Consider the following 24485-nt stretch of genomic DNA (forward strand, 5'->3'; position numbering starts at 1 on the left):
AGTGGTTGGCGCAGCCGTCGAGGTACTTCTGCCAGGCCCAGTCGTACTTGAAGGGCACGAGTTGGTTGAGGTCGGCGCGGCAGTTGATCATGCGCTTTTCGTCAACGGCGACGCGGGCGGAGGCGCCCTCGAGTTCGGCGAGGCCTTCGGCGATGTCGAGTTTGTCCAGCGCAGCTTTGGCGCGCACGATGGCAGCGGAGTCGTTGGCGGTGACGGCGCGGGCTTCCACGGCAGCGGCAGCGCCGGCACCGTCGAGGCGGTCCATGTTGGCTTCGCTGGCGTGGCCGGCGTTGGCACCTTTGGTGGCTACTTCGCCTTCTTCTTCTTTGTCGAATTCGTCCCAGCTCAGCATGACGTGTCGTCTCCTGCGTGAGGGCTCAAAGGTGCCCGTGTGAAACCGGATGGTTGGGTGTTCACACGGCCCAGAGGCCGCGGTGGATCTTAAGGAATCGTTTGTTGCAACAGCTCGCGCAGGCATTAAACGGAATCAGGGTTACGGGTGGTCTGCTTGAGGCTTGAGGGGCGGAGCGCAGGTGTTTGCTCCAGCGGGGCCTCAGGTCTGGCTCTTCATCCCAGTGTAAAGGGATATTGCAGGCCCGATTTACCCGCGCATTATAGGGAAAAAATCGGCTTTGTGTTGTGGCGGATGGTCACGGATCGCAGACAAAAAGCCTGCTTTTCAAGCCAAGGCACGGGTTTGCTGGGGTTGGCTGGAGGGACGAGCGGCAGGTTTTTTTTCGAGGGGGCGCAGCGCGGGGAGGAGGGGGAGGTTTTTTGGCCGCAAGAACGATTTCTTGCGGCGAGTACGATCAGGTTCAACTTGCACTAACGAAGTTGTTATCCGTTAGAGCAGCCATTGCCCATTACATGGTAATTAAGAATATGGCGCTGACCTTGTGAATCTTCATATTCCATCTTCACCGGTACAACTTCGCAGACTTCTGGAATCGCGCTCATGGACAGTACTTTGGCAACGTCCAGATGGGTGCTGTAAGTGTAGTCCTCGACAATCGGGGCATTGCGGTCAGCTACGTCAGTCGGGGCTTCGTCGGCCAGGGCGGCGGTGGCGCACAAGCTGCTGAGGGCCATAACTACTAGAGCTTTCATTTCTATTTTTACCTTATTGAGGTCGAAGTGGGTCACGGGGCCTTTGTGAGGCCACGTGTGTAACTTAGGGTTGTTTGGTTCGGATTAACGTTGCCTTCGTGGGGGCTGTTGCGTTGTTAATCACAGTGCCTCTGTTGGCGGAAGTGATTCTAGGCTCGCGGGTTATATTCATATACCCGTGCTTTTGATAAACACTATTGGCGGTTTTTGTAACAATCCACGGGTAAAGCTTTTTTCATCAAGGCGCAAAACGCCACGGGCCGCGGGCCAGAGCCGCCAAAGCACATAGCAGGGCAAAATGTAGGGGCTTGTTACTACCATCGTCGAATGGTTCTATGGGGCAGCCCCGGCTAAAACAGGGCATACAAAAACAACTATTGTCACCGAGGTAAGAAAGATGAGTGCGGCTTCCCTGTACCCCGTTCGCCCCGAAGTAGCAGCCAACACGCTGACCGACGAGGCGACCTACAAGGCCATGTACCAGCAGTCGGTGGTCAACCCCGATGGTTTCTGGCGTGAGCAAGCCAAGCGCCTTGACTGGGTCAAGCCTTTCACCGCGGTGAAGCAGACCTCGTTCGACGATCACCATGTCGACATCAAGTGGTTTGCCGATGGCACCCTGAACGTTTCCTACAACTGCCTGGACCGTCACCTCGCCGAGCGTGGCGACCAGGCTGCGATCATCTGGGAGGGCGACGATCCTTCCGAAAGCCGCACCATCACCTATCGCGAGCTGCATGAAGAAGTCTGCAAGTTCGCCAACGCCCTGCGCGGCCAGGATGTGCATCGCGGCGACGTGGTGACTATCTATATGCCGATGATCCCCGAAGCCGTGGTCGCCATGCTGGCGTGTGCCCGTATCGGTGCGATCCATTCCGTGGTGTTTGGCGGTTTTTCGCCGGAAGCCCTGGCCGGTCGCATCATCGACTGTAAGTCGAAGGTGGTGATCACCGCCGACGAAGGTATCCGCGCCGGTAAGAAGATTCCGTTGAAGGCCAACGTCGACGACGCCCTGACCAACCCGGAAACCAGCAGCATCCAGAAAGTCATCGTGTGCAAGCGCACCAGTGGCAACATCAAGTGGAACCAGCATCGCGACATCTGGTACGAAGACCTGATGAAAGTGGCAGGCACCGTCTGCGCACCCAAAGAGATGGGCGCCGAAGAGGCCCTCTTCATCCTTTATACCTCCGGCTCCACCGGCAAGCCCAAGGGCGTGCAGCACACCACCGGCGGCTATCTGCTCTACGCGGCCCTGACCCACGAGCGCGTGTTCGACTACCGCCCAGGTGAAATCTACTGGTGCACCGCCGACGTCGGTTGGGTTACCGGCCACACCTATATCGTCTACGGCCCGCTGGCCAATGGCGCGACCACGCTGCTGTTCGAAGGCGTGCCCAACTACCCGGACATCACCCGCGTCGGCAAGATCGTCGACAAGCACAAGGTCAATATCCTCTACACCGCGCCGACCGCTATCCGCGCGATGATGGCGTCCGGCACTGCCGCTTGCGAGGGCGTGGATGGCAGCAGCCTGCGTCTGCTGGGGTCGGTGGGTGAGCCGATTAACCCTGAAGCGTGGGACTGGTACTACAAGAACGTCGGCCAATCCCGTTGCCCGATCGTCGACACCTGGTGGCAGACCGAAACCGGCGCGACGCTGATGAGCCCGCTGCCGGGCGCCCATGCGCTCAAGCCGGGTTCAGCGGCGCGGCCGTTCTTTGGCGTGGTGCCGGCGTTGGTGGATAACCTGGGCAACATCATCGAAGGCGCTGCCGAAGGCAACCTGGTGATCCTCGATTCGTGGCCAGGCCAGGCGCGGACGCTGTACGGCGACCATGACCGGTTCGTCGACACCTACTTCAAGACCTTCCGTGGCATGTACTTCACCGGCGACGGCGCCCGTCGCGATGAAGACGGCTACTGGTGGATCACCGGGCGCGTGGATGACGTGTTGAACGTATCTGGCCACCGCATGGGCACCGCCGAGATCGAAAGTGCCATGGTGGCCCACCCGAAAGTCGCCGAAGCGGCGGTGGTCGGTGTGCCGCATGACATCAAGGGCCAGGGCATCTATGTGTATGTCACCCTCAAGAATGGCGAAGAGCCGAACGAAGCGCTGCGCCTGGAATTGAAGAACTGGGTGCGTAAAGAGATCGGGCCGATTGCTTCGCCGGACGTGATCCAGTGGGCGCCGGGCTTGCCGAAGACGCGTTCGGGGAAAATCATGCGCCGCATTCTGCGCAAGATTGCCACGGCCGAGTACGACGGGCTGGGGGATATTTCCACCCTGGCGGACCCAGGTGTGGTGGCGCATCTGATTGAAACGCACAAGACCATGAACGTCGCGTAAGGCGGGTTGGTGGTACAGAGCCCTATTCGGTGTAAGCCGGATGGGGCTTTTTTGTGGGACCTTGCAAGCTGTGGAGATCCCCGGTGGGAGCGGGCTTGCTCGCGAATGCGGTGGGTCATTCAACATCTCCAGCGACTGACACTCTGCATTCGCGAGCAAGCCCGCTCCCACATTTGGATTGCATTTCATAGCGAGGGAGGTGGTGGTATGACGAGCCTGCATAACCATCAAGCCAATAAATATCGGTTTCTCTCGTAGGACGTTTCTGAATGTTACCGGCGGCCCTAAATGTGTAACCCCGCGCCCAAACATGAGGCAAAGCGCTACGCCTGCGCCCCGAAAAGCTCCATTGCAGACACCCATATCAATAAGATTAAACGCCAGACTTGCCGTGCCAGAAGGGTTTGCGAATAATAGGCCCGCAATTTGCAGTATCAATAGGTTTAATGTCTTTTGTCTCTGCATAAAATTCAGAGGCTGTCAATGTGCTGGAACCGCTTTCTCGGTGCTTCTGTAAATTGTTGTCGCATTGAGGAAATATCGGCTTCCGGCCTGTCGTTAGAATGCCGATCACTCGCTCGTCGTCTCCGGTGTGTAACTGGTGTAGGACGCAGCACCGCAATTCGGTTTCCCTTATGTCGCATCGTGGGCCATGGCTCATACTGCTGTTTTGCCCTATACCGATGGAGTCCCAAGATGAAGAAACTCGTGCTGTTGGGCGCCCTGGCGCTGTCCGTGCTGTCCATGCAGGCTTTCGCTGATGAGAAGCCTCTGAAAATTGGTATCGAAGCGGCCTACCCTCCGTTTGCCTCGAAGGCGCCGGATGGCAGCATCGTGGGTTTTGACTACGACATCGGCAACGCCCTGTGCGAAGAGATGAAGGTCAAGTGCACCTGGGTCGAGCAAGAATTCGACGGCCTGATCCCGGCGCTCAAAGTGCGCAAGATCGACGCGATCCTGTCGTCCATGTCCATCACCGAAGATCGCAAGAAGTCCGTGGACTTCACCAAACGCTACTACCTGAGCCCGGCGCGCCTGGTGATGAAGGACGGCGTAGCGGTCAGCGACAGTCTGGCTGAGCTCAAAGACAAGAAGATCGGCGTGCAGCGCGGTTCGATCCACGACCGTTTCGCCAAGGAAGTGCTGGCTCCCAAAGGCGCCACCATCGTTCCCTACGGCACCCAGAACGAAATCTACCTGGACGTGGCTGCCGGTCGTCTTGACGGTACCGTGGCCGACGCCACCCTGCTGGAAGACGGTTTCCTGAAGACCGACGCTGGCAAAGGCTACGCGTTCACCGGCCCATCCTTCACCGACGCCAAATACTTCGGCGACGGTATCGGCATCGCGGTCCGCAAAGGCGACAAGGAAAACCTGGACCGCATCAACGCTGCCATCACCGCGATCCGTGCCAACGGCAAATACAAAGAAATCGAGAAAAAGTACTTCAACTTCGATATTTACGGCCCAGAAGCCCAGTAAATACTCGCAGCTGTCAGTCCGAAATGGCGCAAGCAACAGAATTCCTGCGGTTTGCGCCATTTTTTCATCCCCCTTTTCGAGGACCTGAATCATGTTGAAAGGCTACGGGGCCGTCATCCTCGATGGCGCATGGTTGACGCTTCAGCTCGCCTTGTCGTCCATGGCCTTGGCCATTGTTCTGGGTCTGATCGGGGTCGCGTTACGCCTGTCGCCGGTGCGCTGGTTGGCCTGGCTGGGTGACTTGTACTCCACGGTGATCCGCGGGATCCCCGACCTGGTGCTGATCCTGCTGATTTTCTACGGCGGCCAGGACTTGCTTAACCGCGTCGCGCCGTTGCTCGGCTACGACGACTATATCGACTTGAACCCCTTGGCCGCCGGCATCGGCACCCTGGGTTTCATCTTTGGCGCCTACCTGTCGGAAACCTTCCGCGGCGCCTTCATGGCTATTCCCAAGGGTCAGGCCGAGGCCGGCCTGGCGTATGGCATGAGCAGTTTCCAGGTGTTTTTCCGGGTGATGGTGCCGCAGATGATCCGGCTGGCGATCCCTGGTTTCACCAACAACTGGCTGGTCCTCACCAAGGCCACCGCGCTGATCTCGGTGGTGGGTTTGCAAGACATGATGTTCAAGGCCAAGCAGGCGGCAGACGCCACCCGCGAGCCTTTTACCTTCTTCCTCGCAGTGGCGGCGATGTACCTGGTGATCACCAGCGTGTCGTTGCTGGCCCTGCGTCATCTTGAGAAGCGCTACTCGGTAGGCGTAAGGGCGGCTGATCTATGATCTTCGACTACAACGTCATCTGGGAGGCCATGCCGCTGTACCTTGGCGGCCTGCTGACCACCCTGAAACTGCTCGCCATCTCGTTGTTCTTCGGCCTGCTCGCCGCCTTGCCCCTGGGCTTGATGCGTGTGTCCAAGCAGCCGGTGGTCAACGGTGCGGCCTGGCTCTACACCTATGTGATCCGCGGTACGCCGATGCTGGTGCAGCTGTTCCTGATCTACTACGGCCTGGCCCAGTTCGAAGTGGTGCGCGAGAGCTTCCTGTGGCCGCTGCTGTCCAGCGCCACGTTCTGTGCGTGCCTGGCGTTTGCGATCAACACCAGCGCCTACACCGCCGAGATCATTGCCGGTAGCCTCAAGGCCACGCCCAATGGCGAGATCGAAGCGGCCAAGGCCATGGGCATGTCGCGCTACAAGCTGTATCGCCGCATCCTGCTGCCGTCGGCCCTGCGCCGCGCACTGCCGCAGTACAGCAACGAAGTGATCATGATGTTGCAGACCACCAGCCTGGCCTCGATCGTCACCCTGATCGACATCACCGGTGCCGCGCGCACGGTGAATGCGCAGTTCTACCTGCCGTTCGAAGCCTATATCACCGCCGGCGTGTTCTACCTGTGCCTGACCTTCATCCTGGTGCGCCTGTTCAAGTTGGCCGAGCGCCGTTGGCTGAGCTACCTGGCTCCAAGGAAGCACTGATATGGAACGTATCGATCACCTGTTGCCCTGGGGGCATTTGGGCTGCGAGCGCCAACTGAGCGTGTTCCGCTTCGGCAGCGGCGAGCGCAAGGCCTATATCCAGGCCAGCCTGCACGCCGATGAATTGCCCGGCATGCGCACCGCCTGGGAACTGAAAAAGCGTCTCACCGAGCTGGAAGAGCAGGGCGCCCTCAACGGCGTCATCGAGCTGGTTCCGGTGGCCAACCCGATGGGCCTCGGCCAGCTGCTGCAAGGCGCACACCAGGGGCGTTTCGAGGTCGGCAGCGGCAAGAACTTCAACCGCGATTTCGTCGCGTTGGACGAGCCGGTTGCCGCGCTGCTGGAAGGCAAGCTGGGGGACGATCCTCACGCCAACGTGCGCCTGATCCGACAGGCCATGATTGACACTCTCGACGCCTTGCCTGAGCCGGCGAGCCAGCTGCAAGGCATGCAGCGGGTGCTGTTGCGCCACGCCTGCAGCGCCGACGTGGTGCTCGACCTGCATTGCGACTGCGAAGCCGCATTGCACCTGTATGCGTTGCCCCAGCATTGGCCGCAGTGGCGTTCGCTGGCCGCGCACCTGAATGTGAAGGTCGGCCTGTTGGCGGAAGACTCCGGTGGCAGTTCGTTCGATGAAGCCTGCTCGACGCCCTGGTTGCGTTTGTCCAAGGCGTTTCCAGACGCGCAGATCCCGTTGGCGTGCCTGGCGACTACGCTGGAGTTGGGTGGCCAATCCGACACCGGGCGCGACGAGGCGATTTTCCACGCCGAAGGCATTCTGGCGTTCCTCGCCGAGCAAGGCCTGATCAAGGGCCAATGGCCGGCGGCACAATTCGATGCCTGTGAAGGCATGCCGTTCGAAGGCACCGAGATGCTGTTCGCGCCCCATCCTGGCGTGATCAGTTTCCTGCGCAAGCCGGGTGAATGGGTCGAGGCCGGTGATGAGATTTTTGAAGTGATTGATCCCTTGTCCGACCAGGTCAGCATTGTTTGCGCCGGCACGTCCGGGGTGCTGTTTGCCGTTGAGCGGCTGCGTTATGCCCAAGCAGGTTTTTGGCTGGCCAAGGTCGCGGGGCGCGAAGCCCTGCGCCATGGCAATTTGCTGAATGACTGACCCACTGTTTTTGTGAGAACCGACCGCATGTACAAACTTGAAGTCCAAGACCTGCATAAACGCTATGGCAGTCATGAAGTGCTCAAAGGCGTGTCCCTGGCCGCCGCGGCCGGTGACGTGATCAGCATCATCGGTTCCAGCGGTTCGGGCAAAAGTACCTTTTTGCGCTGCATCAACCTGCTGGAGCAACCCCACGCCGGCAAGATTCTGCTCAATAACGAAGAGCTGAAACTGGTGGCCAACAAGGACGGCGCCCTCAAGGCCGCCGATCCGAAACAGCTGCAGCGCATGCGTTCGCGCCTGTCGATGGTGTTCCAGCATTTCAACCTGTGGTCGCACATGACCGCGTTGGAAAACGTCATGGAAGCGCCGGTGCACGTGCTCGGCATGTCGAAGAAAGACGCCCGTGAAAAGGCCGAGCATTACCTGGCCAAGGTCGGCGTGGGCCATCGCAAGGATGCGTTCCCCGGCCACATGTCCGGCGGCGAGCAGCAACGTGTGGCGATTGCCCGTGCCCTGGCGATGGAACCGGAGGTGATGCTGTTCGACGAACCCACTTCGGCCCTCGACCCGGAACTGGTCGGTGAAGTGCTCAAGGTGATGCAGGACCTGGCCCAGGAAGGCCGCACCATGGTGGTGGTGACGCACGAAATGGGCTTTGCCCGTGAAGTGTCGAACCAGTTGGTGTTTTTGCACAAAGGCATCGTCGAAGAACGTGGCAACCCGCGTGAAGTACTGGTGAACCCGCAGTCCGAGCGTTTGCAGCAGTTCTTGTCCGGTAGCTTGAAATAATCAAGGCTGCTTTTGTGCACTGAAGTAGTGCATGATCGGAAATCTTGAGGCTAGCTCAAATCCCCTGTGGGAGCGGGCTTGCTCGCGAAAGCGGTACATCAGATATACCTGTATCAACTGAAACACCGCTTTCGCGAGCAAGCCCGCTCCCACATTGGTTCTTCACCGTTTTTAAGATTTGTGTTGGTTTACCGGCTAGCATTAGCCCCTGTCTTCATTACTGTTACTCGCTTCGGATAGCCCTACATGACCGCCCATCGCATTGGTTTCCTGATTTGGCCCAGCACAAAAGCACTCACGCTTGCGCTGGCTGAGGAGGCCTTGCGCGTTGCTCAGCGGGTGCATCCGGACGTGGTCTACGAACTGTCGTTCCTGCTCGCCGAGCCGGCCTCCGATGGCGCCTGGCAACTGCCGGGCGAGCCGTGGGGCGGCAAGCTGGAAGGTTTCCAGAAACTGTTCCTGCTGGCGGACGAACCGCCCACCGCCATCGCCTCGCAACTGAGCAGCGCGCTCAAGCAACTGGTGCGCGCCGGTTGCGTGATCGGTGGCTTGTCGGCCGGTGTCTACCCGCTGGCCCAGCTCGGCCTGCTCGACGGCTACCGTGCCGCCGTGCACTGGCGCTGGCAGGACGATTTCGCCGAGCGTTTCCCCAAGGTCATCGCCACCAGCCACCTGTTCGACTGGGACCGCGACCGTCTCACCGCCTGCGGTGGCATGTCGGTACTCGACCTGCTGCTGGCGGTGCTGGCCCGCGATCACGGGGCCGAACTGGCTGGTGCGGTCTCCGAAGAACTGGTGGTGGAGCGCATCCGCGAAGGCGGTGAACGCCAGCGCATTCCGTTGCAGAACCGCCTGGGTTCCAGCCACCCGAAGCTGACCCAGGCCGTGCTGTTGATGGAAGCGAATATCGAAGAGCCGCTGACCACCGACGAAATCGCCCAGCACGTGTGCGTGTCGCGACGACAGCTCGAGCGCATCTTCAAGCAATACCTCAACCGCGTTCCCAGCCAGTACTACCTGGAACTGCGCCTGAACAAGGCGCGCCAGATGCTCATGCAAACCAGCAAGTCGATCATCCAGATCGGCCTGTCGTGCGGCTTCTCCTCGGGGCCGCACTTCTCCAGCGCCTACCGCAATTTCTTCGGCGCCACCCCGCGTGAAGACCGCAACCAGCGGCGCAGCAGCAGCCCGTTCGAGCTGTCGTCGGTGCCCGCCGAACGCGGCTAGACGCTTATTCCTCCTCTGTCTGGGGCGTCGGTGGCGACAGCGGGTTGCCCTGCTCATCCATGCTCGCCTCGGGCACCTGGAAATCCATGCCGGTGCGCAGGTAGTAGCTGCGCAGCCTGCCAATACTTTGCGCCGACCAAGGGTTGTCACTCAGGTCGCAGTCCTCCAGGAACGTGGGGATCATCTCCAGCAGGTCGGGGGGGATGTGGCTGATCTGGTTCTGGCTCACGTCCAGTGTGTCCAGCGCGCTGAGTTGAAACACGCCGCGAGGCAACTCGCGGATCCGGGTGTTGCGCAGGTGCAGTGAAGTCAACTGGCTCAACCGCCTGACATCGGGTGCCAGTGTCAGCGGGTTCTCGCTCAAGTCCAGAAACTCGATGTCCGCCAAGTCGCCGATGGCCGCGCTGTCGGAAGCGCTGAGCCTGAGTTGGCAGTGGGACAGTTCCAGGCTTGTCAGTTTGCGCATGCTGAACAGCGATTGTGGCAACGCAGGCAGATGACACCGGGTCACGACCAGCGATTGCAGGTTCGGGAAGCAGCCCAAGGTACCGTCGAGCCCGGTGGTCGTGCCGTCGCCGGTGTATTGGAACCAGGACACATGGTCGAAGTGTGCACTCAGTTGCGGCAGGTCACCGAGGATGGGAGTGTCCAACACCAGCGCATGGGTGAGTTCATCATTCAGGCTCTCTTCGTCTTCGGCGCCTTCGCGGCGCCACGCCTGTTGCAGCAGGGTCTTGAAATCATTGCGCAGCAGTTGCTGACGCGCCCGTTCCGCTTCGTCCAGCGGCGTATCCAGTATGGGGTGGCGTTGCGGCACATCCAGCATCCACTGTTGCAGGTCTGTCGTCAGTTGGGCGTATTCGGCTTCCAGGCGGCCGAGGGTGGGGGACACGGCGTCCATGGTGCCGGGGAGCCTGAAAATGAAGCGGTCTGCTTCGGCCTCGGTAAAGGTCGGGTACAGGCGCAACAGGCGTTCCCGATCGGCCTCGGGGGCCTGGGCATTGAAGTTTTCTCGCCGGGCCTGGCTGTAGCGCTTGACCTGTTCGAGCGCCGCCGGCGATAGCGGGTTGCCGGACAGGTCATAGGCGCGGCTGACCTGCTCCGACAAGTTGAACAGTTCTTCGGGCAGCGTCTCGATGGCGTTATTGCTCAAGTTCACCGTGCTGCGCGGCACGCTGTTGACCAGGCTGGCGGGCACTTCGCGCAGGCCGGTGTCGGCCAGCAATACGTTGGACAGCCTCGGTAGTTGATGAAAGTCTGGCGTACGGCCCAGGGGGTTGTGGCTAAGGTCCAGGTATTCCAGGTGTTGCATGCCTTGCAGGGCGGTTGCGGCGGGCGCTGACAGTGTGATGTTGCACCGGGGCAGGCCGAGAAACGTCAGGTTGGGCCGTGAAAGGATCGTGGCGGGGATCTGCCCGAGTGGGGCGTTTTCGATGTCCAGGATGTCCAGCGCAGGGAAACTGTCGAGAAACGCCGCGGGCTCCAGTGCGCCGCCATTACCGTGAATCACCAGAGAGCGCACATGGTCGAAGCGCGCGCTGAGCGTCGGCAGCTCGCCGACCAGGGGTTGGTCGATGACCAGGGACTGGAGCATGCGTGTCTCCTGAGTCGTGATCCGCCTCCAGCTGTCTTCCAGGCGCTGGCTCAAGGCACTGCGCCTGGCCTGTTCCAGGGCCGGTTGGCCGGGTGCCTGACGCCAGGTGCTGAGCTGTTGTTGCAGCCTGTCCAGTTCGCCGGCCAAGCGTGCCAGTTCGATCCGCCCCTGTTCGATATTGCCCGGCAGGGTAAAAATCAAGCGGTTGATTGCCGGGCGGTCCAGTGTCGGGTACAGCCGCTGCGCATCGCGGATGTCGGTGGGGTGGGCGTCGGCCTCCCAGCAGGTGCCGTGGACCTGGAAGTAAGCCTTGACCCGTTGCAGGGTCGAGCCGGAAAGGGGGTTGTTCGACAGGTCCAATCGGTAGCTGGAGGTGGCAGGCTGGTTGTAGATCGCTTCAGGCAGCTCGCTGATGCGGTTGTCGCTCAGGATGGCCGCCTCCAGCTCAGGCCGGTTGAGTAGGCCCGCGGGCACGCGATCGATGCCGGTGCGGGTCAGGTCCAGGGCCATCAGGTTGTGCAGGGCTTGCACGTCCGGCACCAGGCCCAGCGGGTTGTGATCCAGCGCGAGGGTTTGCAGGCGGCTCATCGAGGCGAGCTCGACCTGGTTGGCAGCTGTGAGCACTATGTTGCAGTCGCTCAGGCTGAGGGTGTTGAGGTTCGGCCAGGTGTGTACTTGCGCCGGTAAGCTGCCCAGGGGCGTGTGGCGCACTTCCAGGTGACGCACGCGCTGGAAGCGACTCAAAAACGCCTGGGCGCCACGGGTCGTGCGCGTGCCGATCAGGGACAGCAGCGACACATGGTCGAAATGGGCGCTCAGGTTGGGCAGCTCGCCCATGATCGGTATGTCCAGGCGCAGGGTATGGCCGTTGCGTGCGGGGTCGTCGAAGTACTGGTCGACATCGGTTTCACGCAGCCAGGCCTGTTCGAGTTGCCGGGCCATCAGTTGCCGGTTGCGCCGTTCATAACGGCGTTGGCCGGGGGTGAGCGGCTCGCCGGTTTCAGGGTGGTGGGTAGGGCTCGCGGTTTGCCAGGCCGCCAGCTCTTGCTGCAGTTGGCGATGTTCCTCAGCCAGGGCCGCCAACCGGTTGGCCGCACCGCCGGGTTGGCGTTCCCACTGCTCGAGCAGCGCGGGGATGCGGTCGCGGTCGAGCCGTGGGTACAGCAGCTCGGCCCGTTGTTGCAACGTCAGGGGTTGGTCGGAGGCGGGCGGTTGAGCGGGATAGCCGCCGTTGTTACCCAGCAGGCGCAGGGTTTCGAGTGACGGCGCTTTGGGCGCGCCATTGCTGAGTACCACGCGCAGCTCATCCCGGGGCAGCGGCCGTTGGCGCAAGCGGCGTTTGAGTTCCGGGCCGTCGCTGACCTGGATGCCCAGCGCGTCGCGTTGCGCATCGGGCAAGGCTTTAAGGATGGCGCTGTACAGGTCGGTTTCGCCAAACAGCGCACCCCGGTCGTCATAGGGCACATAGCGGCCATCGTCGGTACGTACCAGGGTGCGCACGATGGTGGCATCGGCGGGGCCGACGCTGTTCCAGACCGGCCCGTGCGGCGATTGATAGCGGGCCACCAGGCGCACCCGAGGCGACCAGCGCGGCATCAGTTTCAGCGAGTTGAGCGCCAGGCGATCGCTGTCGATACCCGCTGTGGCATCCAGGTGCTGGCCTTCATAGGCGCGATTGAGGCGAACCTCCCGCATGGCGGTCATGGCCAGTTGCGCCAGGCGCGGCGGCGTGCGTTGTTGGTCCAGCGTGTGCAGTTCGCTGCCGGTGGCGTGCTCCAAAAGGTGCTCGGCGACATTCACCGGCAACCCAGGTGCGGTGTCGATCAGGCGCTGGGCAGCGGCAGACGGGGCGGGTTGCGGGAGCGCGTAGCGCGAGTCGAACAGTTGCGCGCGTTGCCGTTCGGCGATGTCGGCCAGCACGCGGCGCAGGTTTTTCGCGCGGGTATCCAGGCTCAATTGCGGGTCGCTGGCCCGTTCGCCGAACGATGCGCGGATCTCTTCCGGGCTCAGGGCCTCCAGCACGGTCTTGAGCAAGTCGCCGTTCTTCAACTGCGCTTCGTGGATTTGCACCACGGGCCGGTCGCTTTCACCGAAGCGCCACGCCACGTTACCTTCGGCATCCAGAAAATGCAGGGCTTTGGCGGTTGGCCAATAGCCGTAGCTGGTCAGCAGTTGCAACTGATCCTGTGGATCGATCGCGTGGTACACCGCCGGGTCGTCACTGCGCAGTTGCTCGATCAGTTGCTCAATGGCGCGGTTGATGCGCATCCGGCTCAAGGTGTCGCTGAGCAATGGGGGAAGCGGGTCGCCCCTGACGTGCATCCTGCGCAGGGCGGCTTCATCCACGCCGCTCAGTTGCAGGGCCAGCGCACGGTCGGCGTCGCTGAGGTCATGCGCGCGGTGACCCAGGCGCTGCAGCAAGGTCGAGGAGTCCCATTGCATCGGCTGCTCCAGTTCGCTGTGCCAGGCGCCGGCGCCGTTATGGGTGAGGGTCGGGCGGTAGGCGTCGGGGCGGCTGGGGTGCTTGATCACATAGCGCCCGGTACCGGGCGTCTGCTCCACGGCATAGTGCTGGCCTGCCAGGGGCAGGATGGCCTCGTCACGCACCTTCAGCAGCCCCAGCCCGTCATGCCCCAGGCGCGGCGGCACGTTTATGGCCTGTTGGTAGGGCTTGAGGTCGGGTTTCCAGTAGCGGGTCTTGCCATTGGCGAGGGTGACGGGCTTGAAACGGTCGATGAACGTCAACACGTTCTGTGGCAGCAGCTTGCGCAGTTCGGTCACGCCCAAGGTGCTGCCGGCGACAAAAATACCCGCCTGCACCAAGGATTCGAGGATATTCATCAGGTGGCCGAACGCCTGCTTGTCCAGGCCTTGCGCCCAATCGACGATGCCTTCAAACACCTCATCCAGCAGTTGATAGGCCATGTAGCCCAGCATCAGTTCACCCAGGCCCGGGATGAAGGGCGCCACCACCAGCAGCACAGCGTTGAGCACCGATGAGGCGACGCTGACAAACGAGTCCCACAACGCCCAGCGTGCATTTCGATCGGCATCGGCGGTGGGCACGGCCAAGGTGCGGGCGTCATTGAGCAGCTTGTTTAGCGTCTGCTGATACAGGTGTTGCCAGACGTCGCCTGAAATCGGTGTGGCAGCCACTTGCAGCGTGGGCGCAGCGATGGGCTCCTCGCGCCACGGCGCCTGGCCATCGCCCGGCTTGGGAGGGTGCCAGGTGATCCGTGCCAACCGCTGTTTGAGGTCGGCAAAAAACACCCCGCGTTGCGCGTGGGCCACAAAACGGCTGAAAAAACCCTGGTACTGCTCGTCACGCAGTTGCTCGGCCAGGGTCTGCTGGAAGGCGCGCGACGATGCATATTCCTTGATGGGGTGCTGCGGGTCGTCCGGCACATAGGCCACCACGCGCTGTACCGTGCGGGCGTGCTCCGGGTCGGGGGCGAACAGCAGGATGCCGGTGAGTGGGGCGTCCATCATGCTCAGGGCATGGCACACCATGGGACGGCCGCCGATCGTCACGCCAGTGCGCCCGGCGATCAGGTCTTCAATCGCTCTGGCGTAATCGGCCTGGATGTCGCCCTGTACCCGCGCCACTTGCAGGGCTGCGCGCAGGGCGGCCTTTTGGTGGATGTTGACTTTGTGCTGCAGCACGGCGCGGGCGACGGGCTCTGTCATGCCCAGCGCCTCGCGCAGGTAGGTGGCATAGCGGGCGCCGATATCCAGTTCGCGGCACAGCCTGGTGAAGGCGGCAATCGACAGGGCCTGTTTGATCGCGGGCAAGGTGTCGAACTGTCCGTCGTCGGAGGGCCGGGTGATAAAGGTCGAGCCCGCCTCGTATGCCTGCGGGCGCATTTCCTGGGCGTCGAAGTTATGCAGGGCCGCGTCCAGCAGTGACACGGTCCAGGCCCGCGCCGCGCCTGAGGTCAACGAGGGAAACCAAGGCACGTGCTGGGGAATGTACAGGCGCACGAAGATCGCTTCGGCATCCAGGTTCAGGCTGAAGCGAGTGAGCAGGGCGTCTTCGAGGATCGGCTTGGCGAAGGCCCTGGCGTCCTGTACGTGTGCGAGGGCCTGGTCAAGGTTGTTGCGGGCGGTCCAGAGCTCGGCAGTGTGTTGGCTGAGCGCGGTTTTTAATGGCGCGGGCGCATTCGCCAGCGCCACGGCGTGTTGCGGTTGGGCGTTTTTCAGGTCGCTGCGGGTGCGGGTGCTGGCTTGCCCGAGCCACTGCGGGAACGCACCGAGCAGCGGTGCGTAATGGCTGTCCGGGTGACGGGTACTCTGGGCCAGGGTGGCGGGTGGGGAAGCGGTCGTCATGAGCTTGATCTCTTGGGTCATGAAAACGGCTAGTAGATCAGCGGCACCGCGGCCCATGAGCTTAGATAGTTAGGGGGCGGGGCGTGTAATGGTCCTGCCGTAAAACCGCCGGGCAGTTTAAACTGCGCCTTTGCGACGCTATTTGTCGCATTGGCGTAAACCCGCTGAAAACGCGGGTTGGCGCTATAAGAAGTTGTCGCTTGGCGACAAGGCTGCACTGAAAACTGTCCTTACAATCCCTGCATCGCCCGCCAGTTCCAGGCAGGCGTTCCTCTTCAGGAGACTCCGATGTCCGTTGAGCAAGCCCCGGTGCAACGTGCCGATTTCGACCAAGTCATGGTGCCCAATTACGCACCTGCCGCATTCATCCCCGTGCGTGGCGAAGGTTCCCGTGTATGGGACCAGGCGGGTCGCGAGCTGATCGACTTTGCCGGCGGTATCGCGGTCAACGTATTGGGCCATGCCCATCCGGCGCTGGTCGGTGCACTGACCGAGCAGGCCAACAAGCTGTGGCACGTCTCCAACGTCTTCACCAACGAGCCGGCGCTGCGCCTGGCCCACAAGCTGATCGACGCCACCTTTGCCGAGCGTGTGTTCTTCTGCAACTCCGGCGCCGAAGCCAACGAGGCCGCGTTCAAGCTGGCCCGTCGCGTCGCGTTCGACCGTTTCGGCACTGAGAAGTACGAGATCATCGCCGCGCTTAACAGCTTCCACGGCCGCACCCTGTTCACTGTCAACGTCGGTGGCCAGTCCAAGTACTCCGATGGTTTCGGTCCAAAAATCACCGGCATCACCCACGTTCCCTACAACGACCTGGCCGCGCTGAAAGCCGCCGTTTCGGACAAGACCTGCGCCGTGGTGCTGGAGCCGATCCAGGGCGAAGGCGGCGTGCTGCCGGCCGAACTGGCCTACCTGCAAGGTGCCCGTGAGCTGTGCGACGCACACGACGCACTGCTGGTGTTCGACGAAGTGCAAACCGGCATGGGCCGTACCGGCAAGCTGTTCGCCTACCAGCACTACGGCGTGACCCCGGACATCCTGACCAGCGCCAAGAGCCTGGGCGGTGGTTTCCCGATCGCGGCGATGCTCACCACCGAAGCGCTGGCCAAACACCTGGTCGTGGGCACCCACGGCACCACCTACGGCGGCAACCCGCTGGCATGTGCGGTGGGCGAGGCGGTGATCGACGTGATCAACACCCCGCAAGTGCTGGCTGGCGTGAACGCCAAGCACGACCTGTTCAAGGCGCGCCTGGAGCAGATCGGCAAGCAATACGGGATCTTCACCGAAGTGCGCGGCATGGGCCTGCTGCTCGGTTGCGTGTTGAGCGACGCGTTCAAGGGCAAGGCCAAGGACGTGTTCAACGCGGCCGAGAAAGAAAACCTGATGATCCTGCAAGCCGGCCCGGATGTGGTGCGTTTTGCCCCAAGCCTGGTGGTGGAAGAGGCGGACATCAAGGAAGGTCTGGACCGTTTTGAGCGTGCTGTGAAGACGTTGACGCAAGGCTGATACACGGTTCGGTGACCGGCGATACGGGCACCGAACACAAATTTTGTATGCCGGACTCCTTGGTTGGAGCTGTGAAGGTCAAATGTGGGAGCGGGCTTGCTCGCGAATGCAGTGGTTCAGTCACTTCAAATGTTGAATGACACACCGCTTTCGCGAGCAAGCCCGCTCCCACACCTGACCTCACGGGTTTCAAGACTGTGTCCGGCATTTTTTCCTGCAAGTTTTTCGAGTTAAGGAGTGACACCATGCTGGTGATGCGCCCCGCGCAAATGGCTGATCTGGGCGAGGTACAGCGTCTGGCTGCGGACAGCCCGATTGGTGTCACCTCCCTGCCGGATGACGTCGAGCGGCTCAGCGACAAGATCGCCGCCAGTGAAGCGTCCTTCGCGGCCGAGGTCAGTTTCAACGGTGAAGAAAGCTATTTCTTCGTGCTCGAAGACACCGAGACCGGCAAGCTCGCCGGTTGCTCGGCCATCGTCGCCTCGGCCGGTTACTCGGAACCTTTCTACAGTTTTCGTAACGAGACCTTCGTGCACGCCTCCCGCGAGCTGAAGATCCACAACAAGATCCACGTGCTTTCCCAATGCCACGACCTCACCGGCAACAGCCTGCTCACCAGTTTCTACGTGGTGCCCGAGCTGGTCGGTTCGCCGTGGTCGGAACTCAATTCCCGTGGCCGCCTGCTGTTCGTCGCCAGCCACCCCGAGCGCTTTGCCGACTCGGTGGTGACCGAGATCGTCGGCTACAGCGACGAGAACGGTGACTCGCCGTTCTGGGACGCCATCGGTCGCAACTTCTTCGACCTCAACTACGCCGCCGCCGAGCGCTTGTGCGGGCTGAAAAGCCGCACCTTTCTCGCCGAGCTGATGCCGCACTATCCGATCTACGTGCCGCTGTTGCCGGACGAAGCCCAGGAAGCCATGGGCCAGGTGCACCCGCGTGCGCAGATCACCTTCGACATCCTGATGCGCGAAGGCTTCGAGACCGACCATTACATCGACATCTTCGACGGTGGCCCGACGCTGCACGCGCGGGTTTCGGGTATTCGTTCGATTGCCCAGAGCCGCGTGGTGCCGGTGAAGATCGGCGAGATGGTCAAGGGGGTCGGTCGCCAGTACCTGGTGAGCAATGCGCAGTTGCAGGATTACCGCGCGGTGATGCTGGAACTGGACTACGCACCGGGCAAGCCAGTCACCCTGGACCTGGCAGCGGCCGAAGCGTTGGGCGTCGGCGAAGGCGCGAGCGTGCGCCTGGTCGCGGTTTAAAAGCAGAGTTTCGCGGGTGGCTCGAACAGAGCGGCCCGTCTGAGGAGATAGCATGATCGTTCGTCCCGTACGCAGCAGCGACTTACCGGCCCTGATTGATCTGGCGCGCAGCACCGGCACCGGCCTCACCACCTTGCCGGCCAACGAAGAGCGCCTGACCCACCGCGTGGGCTGGGCCGAAAAAACCTTTCGCGGCGACGCCGGGCGCGGCGATGCCGACTACCTGTTCGTGCTGGAAAACGACGAAGGCCGCGTGGTGGGTATTTCCGCCATCGCTGGCGCCGTCGGCCTGCGTGAGCCCTGGTACAACTTCCGGGTCGGCCTGACGGTCAGCGCCTCCCAGGAGCTGAATATCTACCGTGAGATCCCGACGCTGTTCCTGGCCAACGACCTCACCGGCAATTCCGAGCTGTGCTCGTTGTTCCTGCACGCCGATTACCGCACCGGCCTCAACGGTCGCATGCTGGCCAAGGCGCGCATGCTGTTTATCGCCGAGTTCCCGCAACTGTTCGGCAACAAGATCATCGCCGAGATGCGCGGGGTGTCCAATGACGCCGGGCGTTCGCCGTTCTGGGAAAGCCTGGGGCGACACTTCTTCAAGATGGAATTCAGCCAGGCCGATTACCTCACCGGGGTCGGCAACAAGGCCTTTATCGCCGAACTGATGCCGAAATTTCCGCTGTACAGCTGCTTCCTTTCCGAGGATGCGCGCAACGTGATCGGCAAGGTCCACCCGGATACCGAACCGGCGCTGAGCATGCTCAAGAGTGAAGGTTTCAGCTACCAGGGCTACGTCGACATCTTCGACGCAGGCCCGGCGGTGGAGTGCGAGACCAGCAAGATCCGTGCGGTGCGCGACAGCCAGGCCCTGGTGCTGGCGATTGGCACGCCGGGGGAGGATGCCACGCCGTTCCTGATCCATAACCGCAAGCGCGAGGAGTGCCGCATCACCGCCGCTCCGGCCCGTCTGGCGGCCGGCACGCTGGTGGTCGATCCGCAGACCGCCAAGCGCCTGCAGCTGGTGGTGGGTGATCAAGTGCGTGCCGTACCGTTGTCTGCTGCTCGGGAGTCGAAATAATGAATTCGCTGTATATCGCAGGTAGCTGGCTGGCTGGCCAGGGTGAACTGTTTGAATCGCGCAACCCCGTGACCCAGCAGGTGCTGTGGGCCGGCAACGGCGCCACTGCCGAGCAGGTCGAGTCTGCCGTGCAGGCTGCGCGCCAGGCGTTCCCGGCCTGGGCCCGGCGCCCGCTGGAAGAGCGCATCGGTGTACTGGAAGCCTTCGCGGCTACCCTGAAGAAACGCGCTGATGAAATCGCCCGTTGCATCGGTGAGGAAACTGGCAAGCCGCTGTGGGAGTCGGCCACCGAAGTCACCAGCATGGCCAACAAGATCGCGATCTCGGTGCAAAGCTACCGCGAGCGCACCGGCGAGAAGAGCGGCCCCCTGGGCGACGCCACTGCGGTGTTGCGCCACAAACCCCACGGTGTGGTGGCGGTGTTTGGCCCGTATAACTTCCCCGGCCATTTGCCTAACGGGCATATCGTCCCGGCGTTGCTGGCGGGCAATACCGTACTGTTCAAACCCAGCGAGCTGACCCCCAAGGTCGCCGAGCTGACCGTGCAGTGCTGGATCGAAGCCGGTTTGCCGGTGGGTGTGTTGAACCTGCTGCAAGGTGCTCGGGAAACCGGGATCGCGCTGGCGGCCAACCCCGGGATCGACGGGTTGTTCTTCACCGGCTCCAGCCGCACCGGCAATCATCTGCACCAGCAATTCTCCGGGCGCCCGGACAAGATCCTGGCGCTGGAAATGGGCGGCAACAACCCGCTGGTGGTCGACGAAGTGGCCGACGTGGATGCGGCGGTCTACACCATTATCCAGTCGGCGTTTATCTCGGCTGGCCAGCGCTGCACCTGCGCCCGGCGCCTGCTGGTGCCGCAAGGCGCGTGGGGCGATGCGCTGCTGGCGCGGCTGGTCGCTGTGAGTTCGACGATTGAAGTGGGGGCATTCGACCAGCAACCCGCGCCGTTCATGGGCTCGGTGATTTCCCTGGCAGCGGCCAAGGCGTTGATGGAGGCCCAGGAGCTGATGCTGGCCAACGGCGCCGTGGCGTTGCTGGAAATGACCCAGCCGCAGGCTCAGGCCGCGCTGTTGACGCCCGGCATCATCGACGTGACCGGTGTGACCGAGCGCGCAGACGAAGAACTGTTCGGCCCGCTGTTGCAGGTGATTCGCTACGCTGATTTCGCGGCGGCGATTGCCGAGGCCAACAACACCCAGTACGGCCTGGCCGCGGGTTTGTTGTCGGATTGCGAAGCGCGTTACCAGCAGTTCTGGCTGGAAAGCCGCGCCGGGATCGTCAATTGGAACAAGCAACTGACCGGCGCGGCGAGTACCGCACCGTTCGGTGGGGTAGGGGCGTCGGGCAACCATCGCGCCAGTGCGTATTACGCGGCGGATTATTGTGCGTATCCGGTGGCGTCGCTGGAAACTCCATCATTGGTTGTTCCAGCAACCCTGACTCCTGGGATAACACTGATCTAAACGTGGGAGCGGGCTTGCTCGCGAAAGCAGTCTGTCAGTTGATGCATCAGGTGCCTGACTCACCGCATTCGCGAGCAAGCCCGCTCCCACATTTGATCTCTGTTGTGTTGAAGATTGCCTATAAAAACAGATGTTCGTGGAGCCTCGCCGATGAAATCCTATGAAGTCAATTTTGACGGTCTAGTGGGGCCGACCCATAACTACGGCGGTTTGTCCTTCGGCAACGTCGCGTCCCAGAGCAACAGCCAACAGCATTCCAACCCCAAGGAAGCGGCGTTGCAGGGCTTGCAGAAAATGAAGGCCCTGATGGACATGGGCTTTGTGCAAGGCGTGCTGGCGCCCCAGGAGCGTCCTGATGTGGCAGCTTTGCGCAACTTAGGCTTCAGCGGCAGCGACGCACAGGTCATCCAGCAAGCCGCCAAGGATGCGATGCCTCTGTTGGTGGCAAGCTGCTCGGCATCGAGCATGTGGGTCGCCAACGCCGCCACGGTCAGCCCGAGTGCCGACACCGCGGATGGTCGCGTGCATTTCACCGCCGCGAACCTCAACTGCAAATACCACCGCAGCATCGAGCACCCGACCACCAGCCGCGTGCTGGGGGCGATGTTTGCCGATCAGAAGCACTTCGCCCACCACGTCGCGTTGCCGGCGGTAGCGCAGTTCGGCGACGAAGGCGCGGCCAACCACACACGGTTGTGCCGTGAATATGGCGAGGCCGGCGTCGAGTTCTTTGTGTTCGGTCGCAGTGCGTTTGACAGCCGTTTTCCGGCGCCGCAGAAGTATCCGGCGCGCCAGACACTGGAAGCGTCCCAGGCCGTTGCACGACTGCATGGCCTGAAGGACGAAGGCGTGGTCTACGCCCAGCAGAACCCTGCGGTGATCGATGCCGGCGTGTTCCACAACGATGTGATCGCGGTGGGCAACGGCGAAGTGCTGTTCCATCACGAGGACGCGTTCCTCAATACCGAGCAGATGCTCGCTGAGCTGCAAGCCAAGTTGGGCAAGCTGGGCGGCAACTTCCAATCGGTGTGCGTACCGCGTGCCCTGGTCAGCGTCGAGGACGCGGTACGTTCCTACCTGTTCAATAGCCAGTTGCTGACCCGCGCTGACGGCTCGATGCTGCTGATCGTGCCGGAAGAATGCCGCGCCAACGAACGCGTCTGGACTTACCTGCAAGGCCTGACCGCCTCCGGTGGGCTGATCCGCGAAGTGAAGGTGTTCGACCTCAAGCAAAGCATGCAGAACGGCGGTGGCCCGGCGTGCCTGCGTTTGCGTGTGGCGTTGAACGAAACCGAGCTGGCAGCGGTGAACCCAGGGGTTATCATGACCGCGCCGTTGTACGACACCCTGACCCAATGGGTCGGCAAGCACTACCGCGACAGCCTGCGCGAAACCGACCTGGCTGACCCGCAATTGCTGCTTGAATGCCGGACGGCACTGGATGAACTGACGCAAATCCTTAAACTGGGCTCGGTTTATCCTTTCCAGATCAATTAACGCCACCTTCTATTACGACCTTTGGCTGAGACTATTTATGACCACCGACACCCTCAAACTGATCCTTGAAGACACCGACGGCACCCAGCTGGAAACCTCCTGCACCCGCGTTGCCGTGGTGTGGCAGGGCAAGGAAATCTGGATCCAGCACGACGGCCGCGGCCAACTGCTGATCGGCGTGGACGTGGAAGAAGGCGACGCCGAATACGCCAACCTGCTGATGCGCCCATTGGCCACCAACCTGATGAGTCTGCAACTGGAAATGGAACCGGCCGACGTCGAAGGTGATGACGACGATCACGTCCACGGCCCAGGCTGCAACCACTAAGGAAGCGCTCTATGCTCGCCCTCGGCAAACTGCTTGAACTGACCCTCGCCGGTCGCGAACCGGCGCAAAAAATTCAACTGACTGTCGGCGGCGTGCAGATGCGCTGGCTCAGCGAGGGCGCGCTTGAAGTGCGCCCACCGCAGGCCCAGGACAACGGCAGCGACCTGCTGCTGTCGTCCGGGATCCATGGCAACGAAACCGCGCCGATCGAACTGCTCGACCGCCTGTTGCATGGCATCGCCCGCGGGGAGATCAAACCCCGCAACCGTATTCTGTTCCTGTTCGGCAACCCCGAGGCCATGCGTCGCGGTGAGCGTTACCTGGAACTGGACGTCAACCGGCTGTTCAACGGCCGGCACGAACAAAACATCGGCCCGGAGGCCATGCGCGCCGCCGAGCTGGAGCAATTGGCCCGCAGCTTCTTCAGCCAGCCGGGTCGTGCGCGCCTGCATTACGACCTGCATACCGCGATTCGTGGCTCGAAGATCGAGCAGTTTGCGCTGTACCCGTGGAAGGCCGGGCGCCAGCATTCGCGCCGAGAGCTGGCGCGTCTGCGCGCCGCCGGCATGGAAGCTGTGCTGTTGCAGAACAAGACTTCGATCACCTTTACCGCCTTTACCTACGAGCAGCTCGACGCCGAAGCCTTCACCCTGGAGTTGGGCAAGGCGCGGCCGTTCGGGCAGAACCAGGGGGTGGACGTGTCGCGCCTGGAGGCGCGCCTCAAGCAGATCATCGAAGGCACCGAGCCTGAGACCGACAGCCTTGACGGCCTGAAGCTGTTCGCCGTGGCGCGGGAAGTGATCAAGCACAGCGATACCTTCCTGCTGCACTTGCCGGCGGACGTGGAAAACTTCTCGGAGTTGGAAAAGGGCTACCTGCTGGCCGAAGACGTGGCCAAGACCCGTTGGGTGATCGAAGAGGAGGGCGCACGCATTATCTTTCCCAACCCAAAGGTGAAGAACGGCTTGCGCGCCGGGATTCTGATTGTGCCGACGACGGATGCCGGCTTGGTGTAGTGCTTGAGGTTTAACGCCGTCCAATGTGGGAGCGGGCAGGCCCGCTCCTACATTGGGTTTTGTGCTGTGACTTAGACCGCTACGGCCCGTGGCTCGCTGCGACGGATCGCACGGACCTTGTGCAGCGTGTCAGCGCAGGTGCGTGCCGCTTCCTGGCCTTTGTGTACGAAGTGCTCGTAGAAGAAGGTCTGGTGCTCGCTGCCCGCGTGGAAGTGATGCGGCGTCAGGGACACCGAGAACACCGGCACTTCGGTTTCCAGCTGAACCTGCATCAGGCCGCTCACTACCGATTGGGCGACGAATTCGTGACGGTAGATGCCACCGTCCACCACCAGCGCGGCGGCAACGATACCGGCGTAGCGGCCGGTCTTGGCCAGCAGCTTGGCGTGCAGGGGCATTTCAAAGGCGCCGCCGACTTCAAAGAAATCGATGTCCGACTCCTGGTAGCCCTGGGCGATCATTTCGGCGAGGAAGCCTTTGCGCGATTGGTCGACAATTTCCTTGTGCCAGCAGGCCTGGATAAACGCGACGCGCTCGCCGTGATGGTTTTTGCTTTTGCTGTCGATTGCGGTGGGTTGCATGTTCTGACTCCTGTTTAAGAAAAAAACAGGGCGTTATGAATCGAATGGGATTTAAGGGTACGCAAGACAAGCGGCCCTTAGGTGCCAATCCCGTTCTCTCTTCATCCGGACTATGACCGTCGGCCCCGGGATCACACCGGGTCTGCTGACCTTGGTGCCGTCCCGCGTGAGCAGTTCGAGGCGCCAAGCGCTCGCGGGCTATACACATTGCGTGTAATTACCGCCGGTGGGGAATTGCACCCCGCCCTGAGAACGTTGCCGCCAGAACCCTGGC

Annotated in this window: 17 protein-coding genes, 1 pseudogene and 1 riboswitch; of the genes and pseudogenes, 14 read left to right on the top strand and 4 right to left on the bottom strand. The window is 61.9% G+C overall.

Annotation, left to right across the window (positions count from 1 at the left end):
• A pseudogene (locus IB241_RS23770) lies at nt 1-352 on the bottom strand (ribonucleotide-diphosphate reductase subunit beta); the annotation flags it as partial.
• Nucleotides 353-837: 485 nt separating this feature from the next.
• Nucleotides 838-1107, bottom strand: a complete 270-nt coding sequence (locus IB241_RS23775; RefSeq protein ID WP_192300705.1) for a DUF2790 domain-containing protein — start codon at nt 1105-1107, stop codon at nt 838-840.
• A 397-nt stretch (nt 1108-1504) separates the two neighbouring features.
• Between IB241_RS23775 and acs the strand changes: the two genes are divergently transcribed.
• The 7 genes from acs (at nt 1505) to argR (ending at nt 9551) form a co-directional block, all read left to right on the top strand.
• Complete coding sequence (gene acs, locus IB241_RS23780) at nt 1505-3460, top strand: acetate--CoA ligase (protein ID WP_192300637.1); 1956 nt, start codon at nt 1505-1507, stop codon at nt 3458-3460.
• 696 nt (nt 3461-4156) lie between these two features.
• Complete coding sequence (locus IB241_RS23785; RefSeq protein ID WP_192300638.1) at nt 4157-4942, top strand: ABC transporter substrate-binding protein; 786 nt, start codon at nt 4157-4159, stop codon at nt 4940-4942.
• 91 nt (nt 4943-5033) lie between these two features.
• Entirely contained in the window at nt 5034-5723 is a 690-nt protein-coding gene (locus IB241_RS23790; RefSeq protein WP_024077013.1) for an ABC transporter permease, read from the top strand.
• Entirely contained in the window at nt 5720-6418 is a 699-nt protein-coding gene (locus IB241_RS23795; RefSeq protein ID WP_061449306.1) for an ABC transporter permease, read from the top strand. Before IB241_RS23790 ends, IB241_RS23795 begins: the two co-directional genes overlap by 4 nt.
• Nucleotide 6419: 1 nt before the next feature.
• Nucleotides 6420-7532: a M14 family metallopeptidase gene (locus IB241_RS23800; protein ID WP_192300639.1), complete on the top strand. Its 1113-nt coding sequence runs from the start codon at nt 6420-6422 to the stop codon at nt 7530-7532.
• Between the two features lie 27 nt (nt 7533-7559).
• On the top strand, nt 7560-8324 hold the full coding sequence (locus tag IB241_RS23805; RefSeq protein ID WP_090400457.1) for an ABC transporter ATP-binding protein: 765 nt from the start codon (nt 7560-7562) through the stop codon (nt 8322-8324).
• Nucleotides 8325-8570: 246 nt separating this feature from the next.
• On the top strand, nt 8571-9551 hold the full coding sequence (gene argR / locus IB241_RS23810; RefSeq protein WP_192300640.1) for a transcriptional regulator ArgR: 981 nt from the start codon (nt 8571-8573) through the stop codon (nt 9549-9551).
• Nucleotides 9552-9555: 4 nt separating this feature from the next.
• Here the strand turns inward: argR and IB241_RS23815 are convergent, their stop codons facing one another.
• Complete coding sequence (locus IB241_RS23815; protein ID WP_192300641.1) at nt 9556-15471, bottom strand: leucine-rich repeat domain-containing protein; 5916 nt, start codon at nt 15469-15471, stop codon at nt 9556-9558.
• Nucleotides 15472-15759: 288 nt separating this feature from the next.
• On the opposite strand from IB241_RS23815, the gene IB241_RS23820 reads away from it, so the two are divergent.
• The 7 genes from IB241_RS23820 to astE all read left to right on the top strand — a co-directional run bounded on the left by IB241_RS23820 (nt 15760) and on the right by astE (nt 23630).
• Nucleotides 15760-16980 (top strand): aspartate aminotransferase family protein, encoded by a 1221-nt coding sequence (locus IB241_RS23820; protein ID WP_192300642.1) that lies wholly within the window; start codon nt 15760-15762, stop codon nt 16978-16980.
• A gap of 245 nt (nt 16981-17225) precedes the next feature.
• Complete coding sequence (gene aruF, locus IB241_RS23825; RefSeq protein ID WP_003175655.1) at nt 17226-18245, top strand: arginine/ornithine succinyltransferase subunit alpha; 1020 nt, start codon at nt 17226-17228, stop codon at nt 18243-18245.
• A gap of 52 nt (nt 18246-18297) precedes the next feature.
• Entirely contained in the window at nt 18298-19323 is a 1026-nt protein-coding gene (gene astA / locus IB241_RS23830; RefSeq protein WP_192300643.1) for an arginine N-succinyltransferase, read from the top strand.
• Entirely contained in the window at nt 19320-20789 is a 1470-nt protein-coding gene (astD, locus tag IB241_RS23835; RefSeq protein ID WP_192300706.1) for a succinylglutamate-semialdehyde dehydrogenase, read from the top strand. Before astA ends, astD begins: the two co-directional genes overlap by 4 nt.
• Before the next feature lie 150 nt (nt 20790-20939).
• Entirely contained in the window at nt 20940-22286 is a 1347-nt protein-coding gene (gene astB, locus IB241_RS23840) for an N-succinylarginine dihydrolase (protein WP_192300644.1), read from the top strand.
• A 37-nt stretch (nt 22287-22323) separates the two neighbouring features.
• A complete protein-coding gene (locus tag IB241_RS23845) occupies nt 22324-22614 on the top strand; it encodes a hypothetical protein (RefSeq protein ID WP_003214319.1) in 291 nt (96 codons plus the stop codon).
• A gap of 11 nt (nt 22615-22625) precedes the next feature.
• The gene (astE, locus tag IB241_RS23850) at nt 22626-23630 is read left to right on the top strand and encodes a succinylglutamate desuccinylase (protein ID WP_192300645.1); all 1005 of its coding nucleotides are present in this window, start codon (nt 22626-22628) and stop codon (nt 23628-23630) included.
• Between the two features lie 71 nt (nt 23631-23701).
• Here astE and IB241_RS23855 read toward each other — a convergent pair whose 3' ends face one another.
• Nucleotides 23702-24211, bottom strand: a complete 510-nt coding sequence (locus IB241_RS23855) for a 6,7-dimethyl-8-ribityllumazine synthase (RefSeq protein WP_192300646.1) — start codon at nt 24209-24211, stop codon at nt 23702-23704.
• A gap of 88 nt (nt 24212-24299) precedes the next feature.
• Nucleotides 24300-24469: riboswitch (FMN riboswitch) on the bottom strand.
• Between the last annotated feature and the right edge of the window lie 16 nt (nt 24470-24485).

The sequence above is a fragment of the Pseudomonas sp. PDM05 genome (genome assembly GCF_014851685.1).
GTDB lineage: Bacteria > Pseudomonadota > Gammaproteobacteria > Pseudomonadales > Pseudomonadaceae > Aquipseudomonas.

What these genes read in the sequence shown, in the direction of transcription:
- argR (WP_192300640.1), top strand. Translation starts at nt 8,571, where the DNA reads ATGACCGCCCATCGCATTGGTTTCCTGATTTGGCCCAGCACAAAAGCA.
- IB241_RS23805 (WP_090400457.1), top strand. Translation starts at nt 7,560, where the DNA reads ATGTACAAACTTGAAGTCCAAGACCTGCATAAACGCTATGGCAGTCAT.
- IB241_RS23855 (WP_192300646.1), bottom strand. Translation starts at nt 24,211, where the DNA reads ATGCAACCCACCGCAATCGACAGCAAAAGCAAAAACCATCACGGCGAG.
- IB241_RS23790 (WP_024077013.1), top strand. Translation starts at nt 5,034, where the DNA reads ATGTTGAAAGGCTACGGGGCCGTCATCCTCGATGGCGCATGGTTGACG.
- astB (WP_192300644.1), top strand. Translation starts at nt 20,940, where the DNA reads ATGAAATCCTATGAAGTCAATTTTGACGGTCTAGTGGGGCCGACCCAT.
- IB241_RS23775 (WP_192300705.1), bottom strand. Translation starts at nt 1,107, where the DNA reads ATGAAAGCTCTAGTAGTTATGGCCCTCAGCAGCTTGTGCGCCACCGCC.
- IB241_RS23785 (WP_192300638.1), top strand. Translation starts at nt 4,157, where the DNA reads ATGAAGAAACTCGTGCTGTTGGGCGCCCTGGCGCTGTCCGTGCTGTCC.
- astA (WP_192300643.1), top strand. Translation starts at nt 18,298, where the DNA reads ATGATCGTTCGTCCCGTACGCAGCAGCGACTTACCGGCCCTGATTGAT.
- aruF (WP_003175655.1), top strand. Translation starts at nt 17,226, where the DNA reads ATGCTGGTGATGCGCCCCGCGCAAATGGCTGATCTGGGCGAGGTACAG.
- IB241_RS23820 (WP_192300642.1), top strand. Translation starts at nt 15,760, where the DNA reads ATGTCCGTTGAGCAAGCCCCGGTGCAACGTGCCGATTTCGACCAAGTC.
- IB241_RS23815 (WP_192300641.1), bottom strand. Translation starts at nt 15,471, where the DNA reads ATGACGACCGCTTCCCCACCCGCCACCCTGGCCCAGAGTACCCGTCAC.
- IB241_RS23845 (WP_003214319.1), top strand. Translation starts at nt 22,324, where the DNA reads ATGACCACCGACACCCTCAAACTGATCCTTGAAGACACCGACGGCACC.
- astE (WP_192300645.1), top strand. Translation starts at nt 22,626, where the DNA reads ATGCTCGCCCTCGGCAAACTGCTTGAACTGACCCTCGCCGGTCGCGAA.
- acs (WP_192300637.1), top strand. Translation starts at nt 1,505, where the DNA reads ATGAGTGCGGCTTCCCTGTACCCCGTTCGCCCCGAAGTAGCAGCCAAC.
- IB241_RS23795 (WP_061449306.1), top strand. Translation starts at nt 5,720, where the DNA reads ATGATCTTCGACTACAACGTCATCTGGGAGGCCATGCCGCTGTACCTT.
- IB241_RS23800 (WP_192300639.1), top strand. Translation starts at nt 6,420, where the DNA reads ATGGAACGTATCGATCACCTGTTGCCCTGGGGGCATTTGGGCTGCGAG.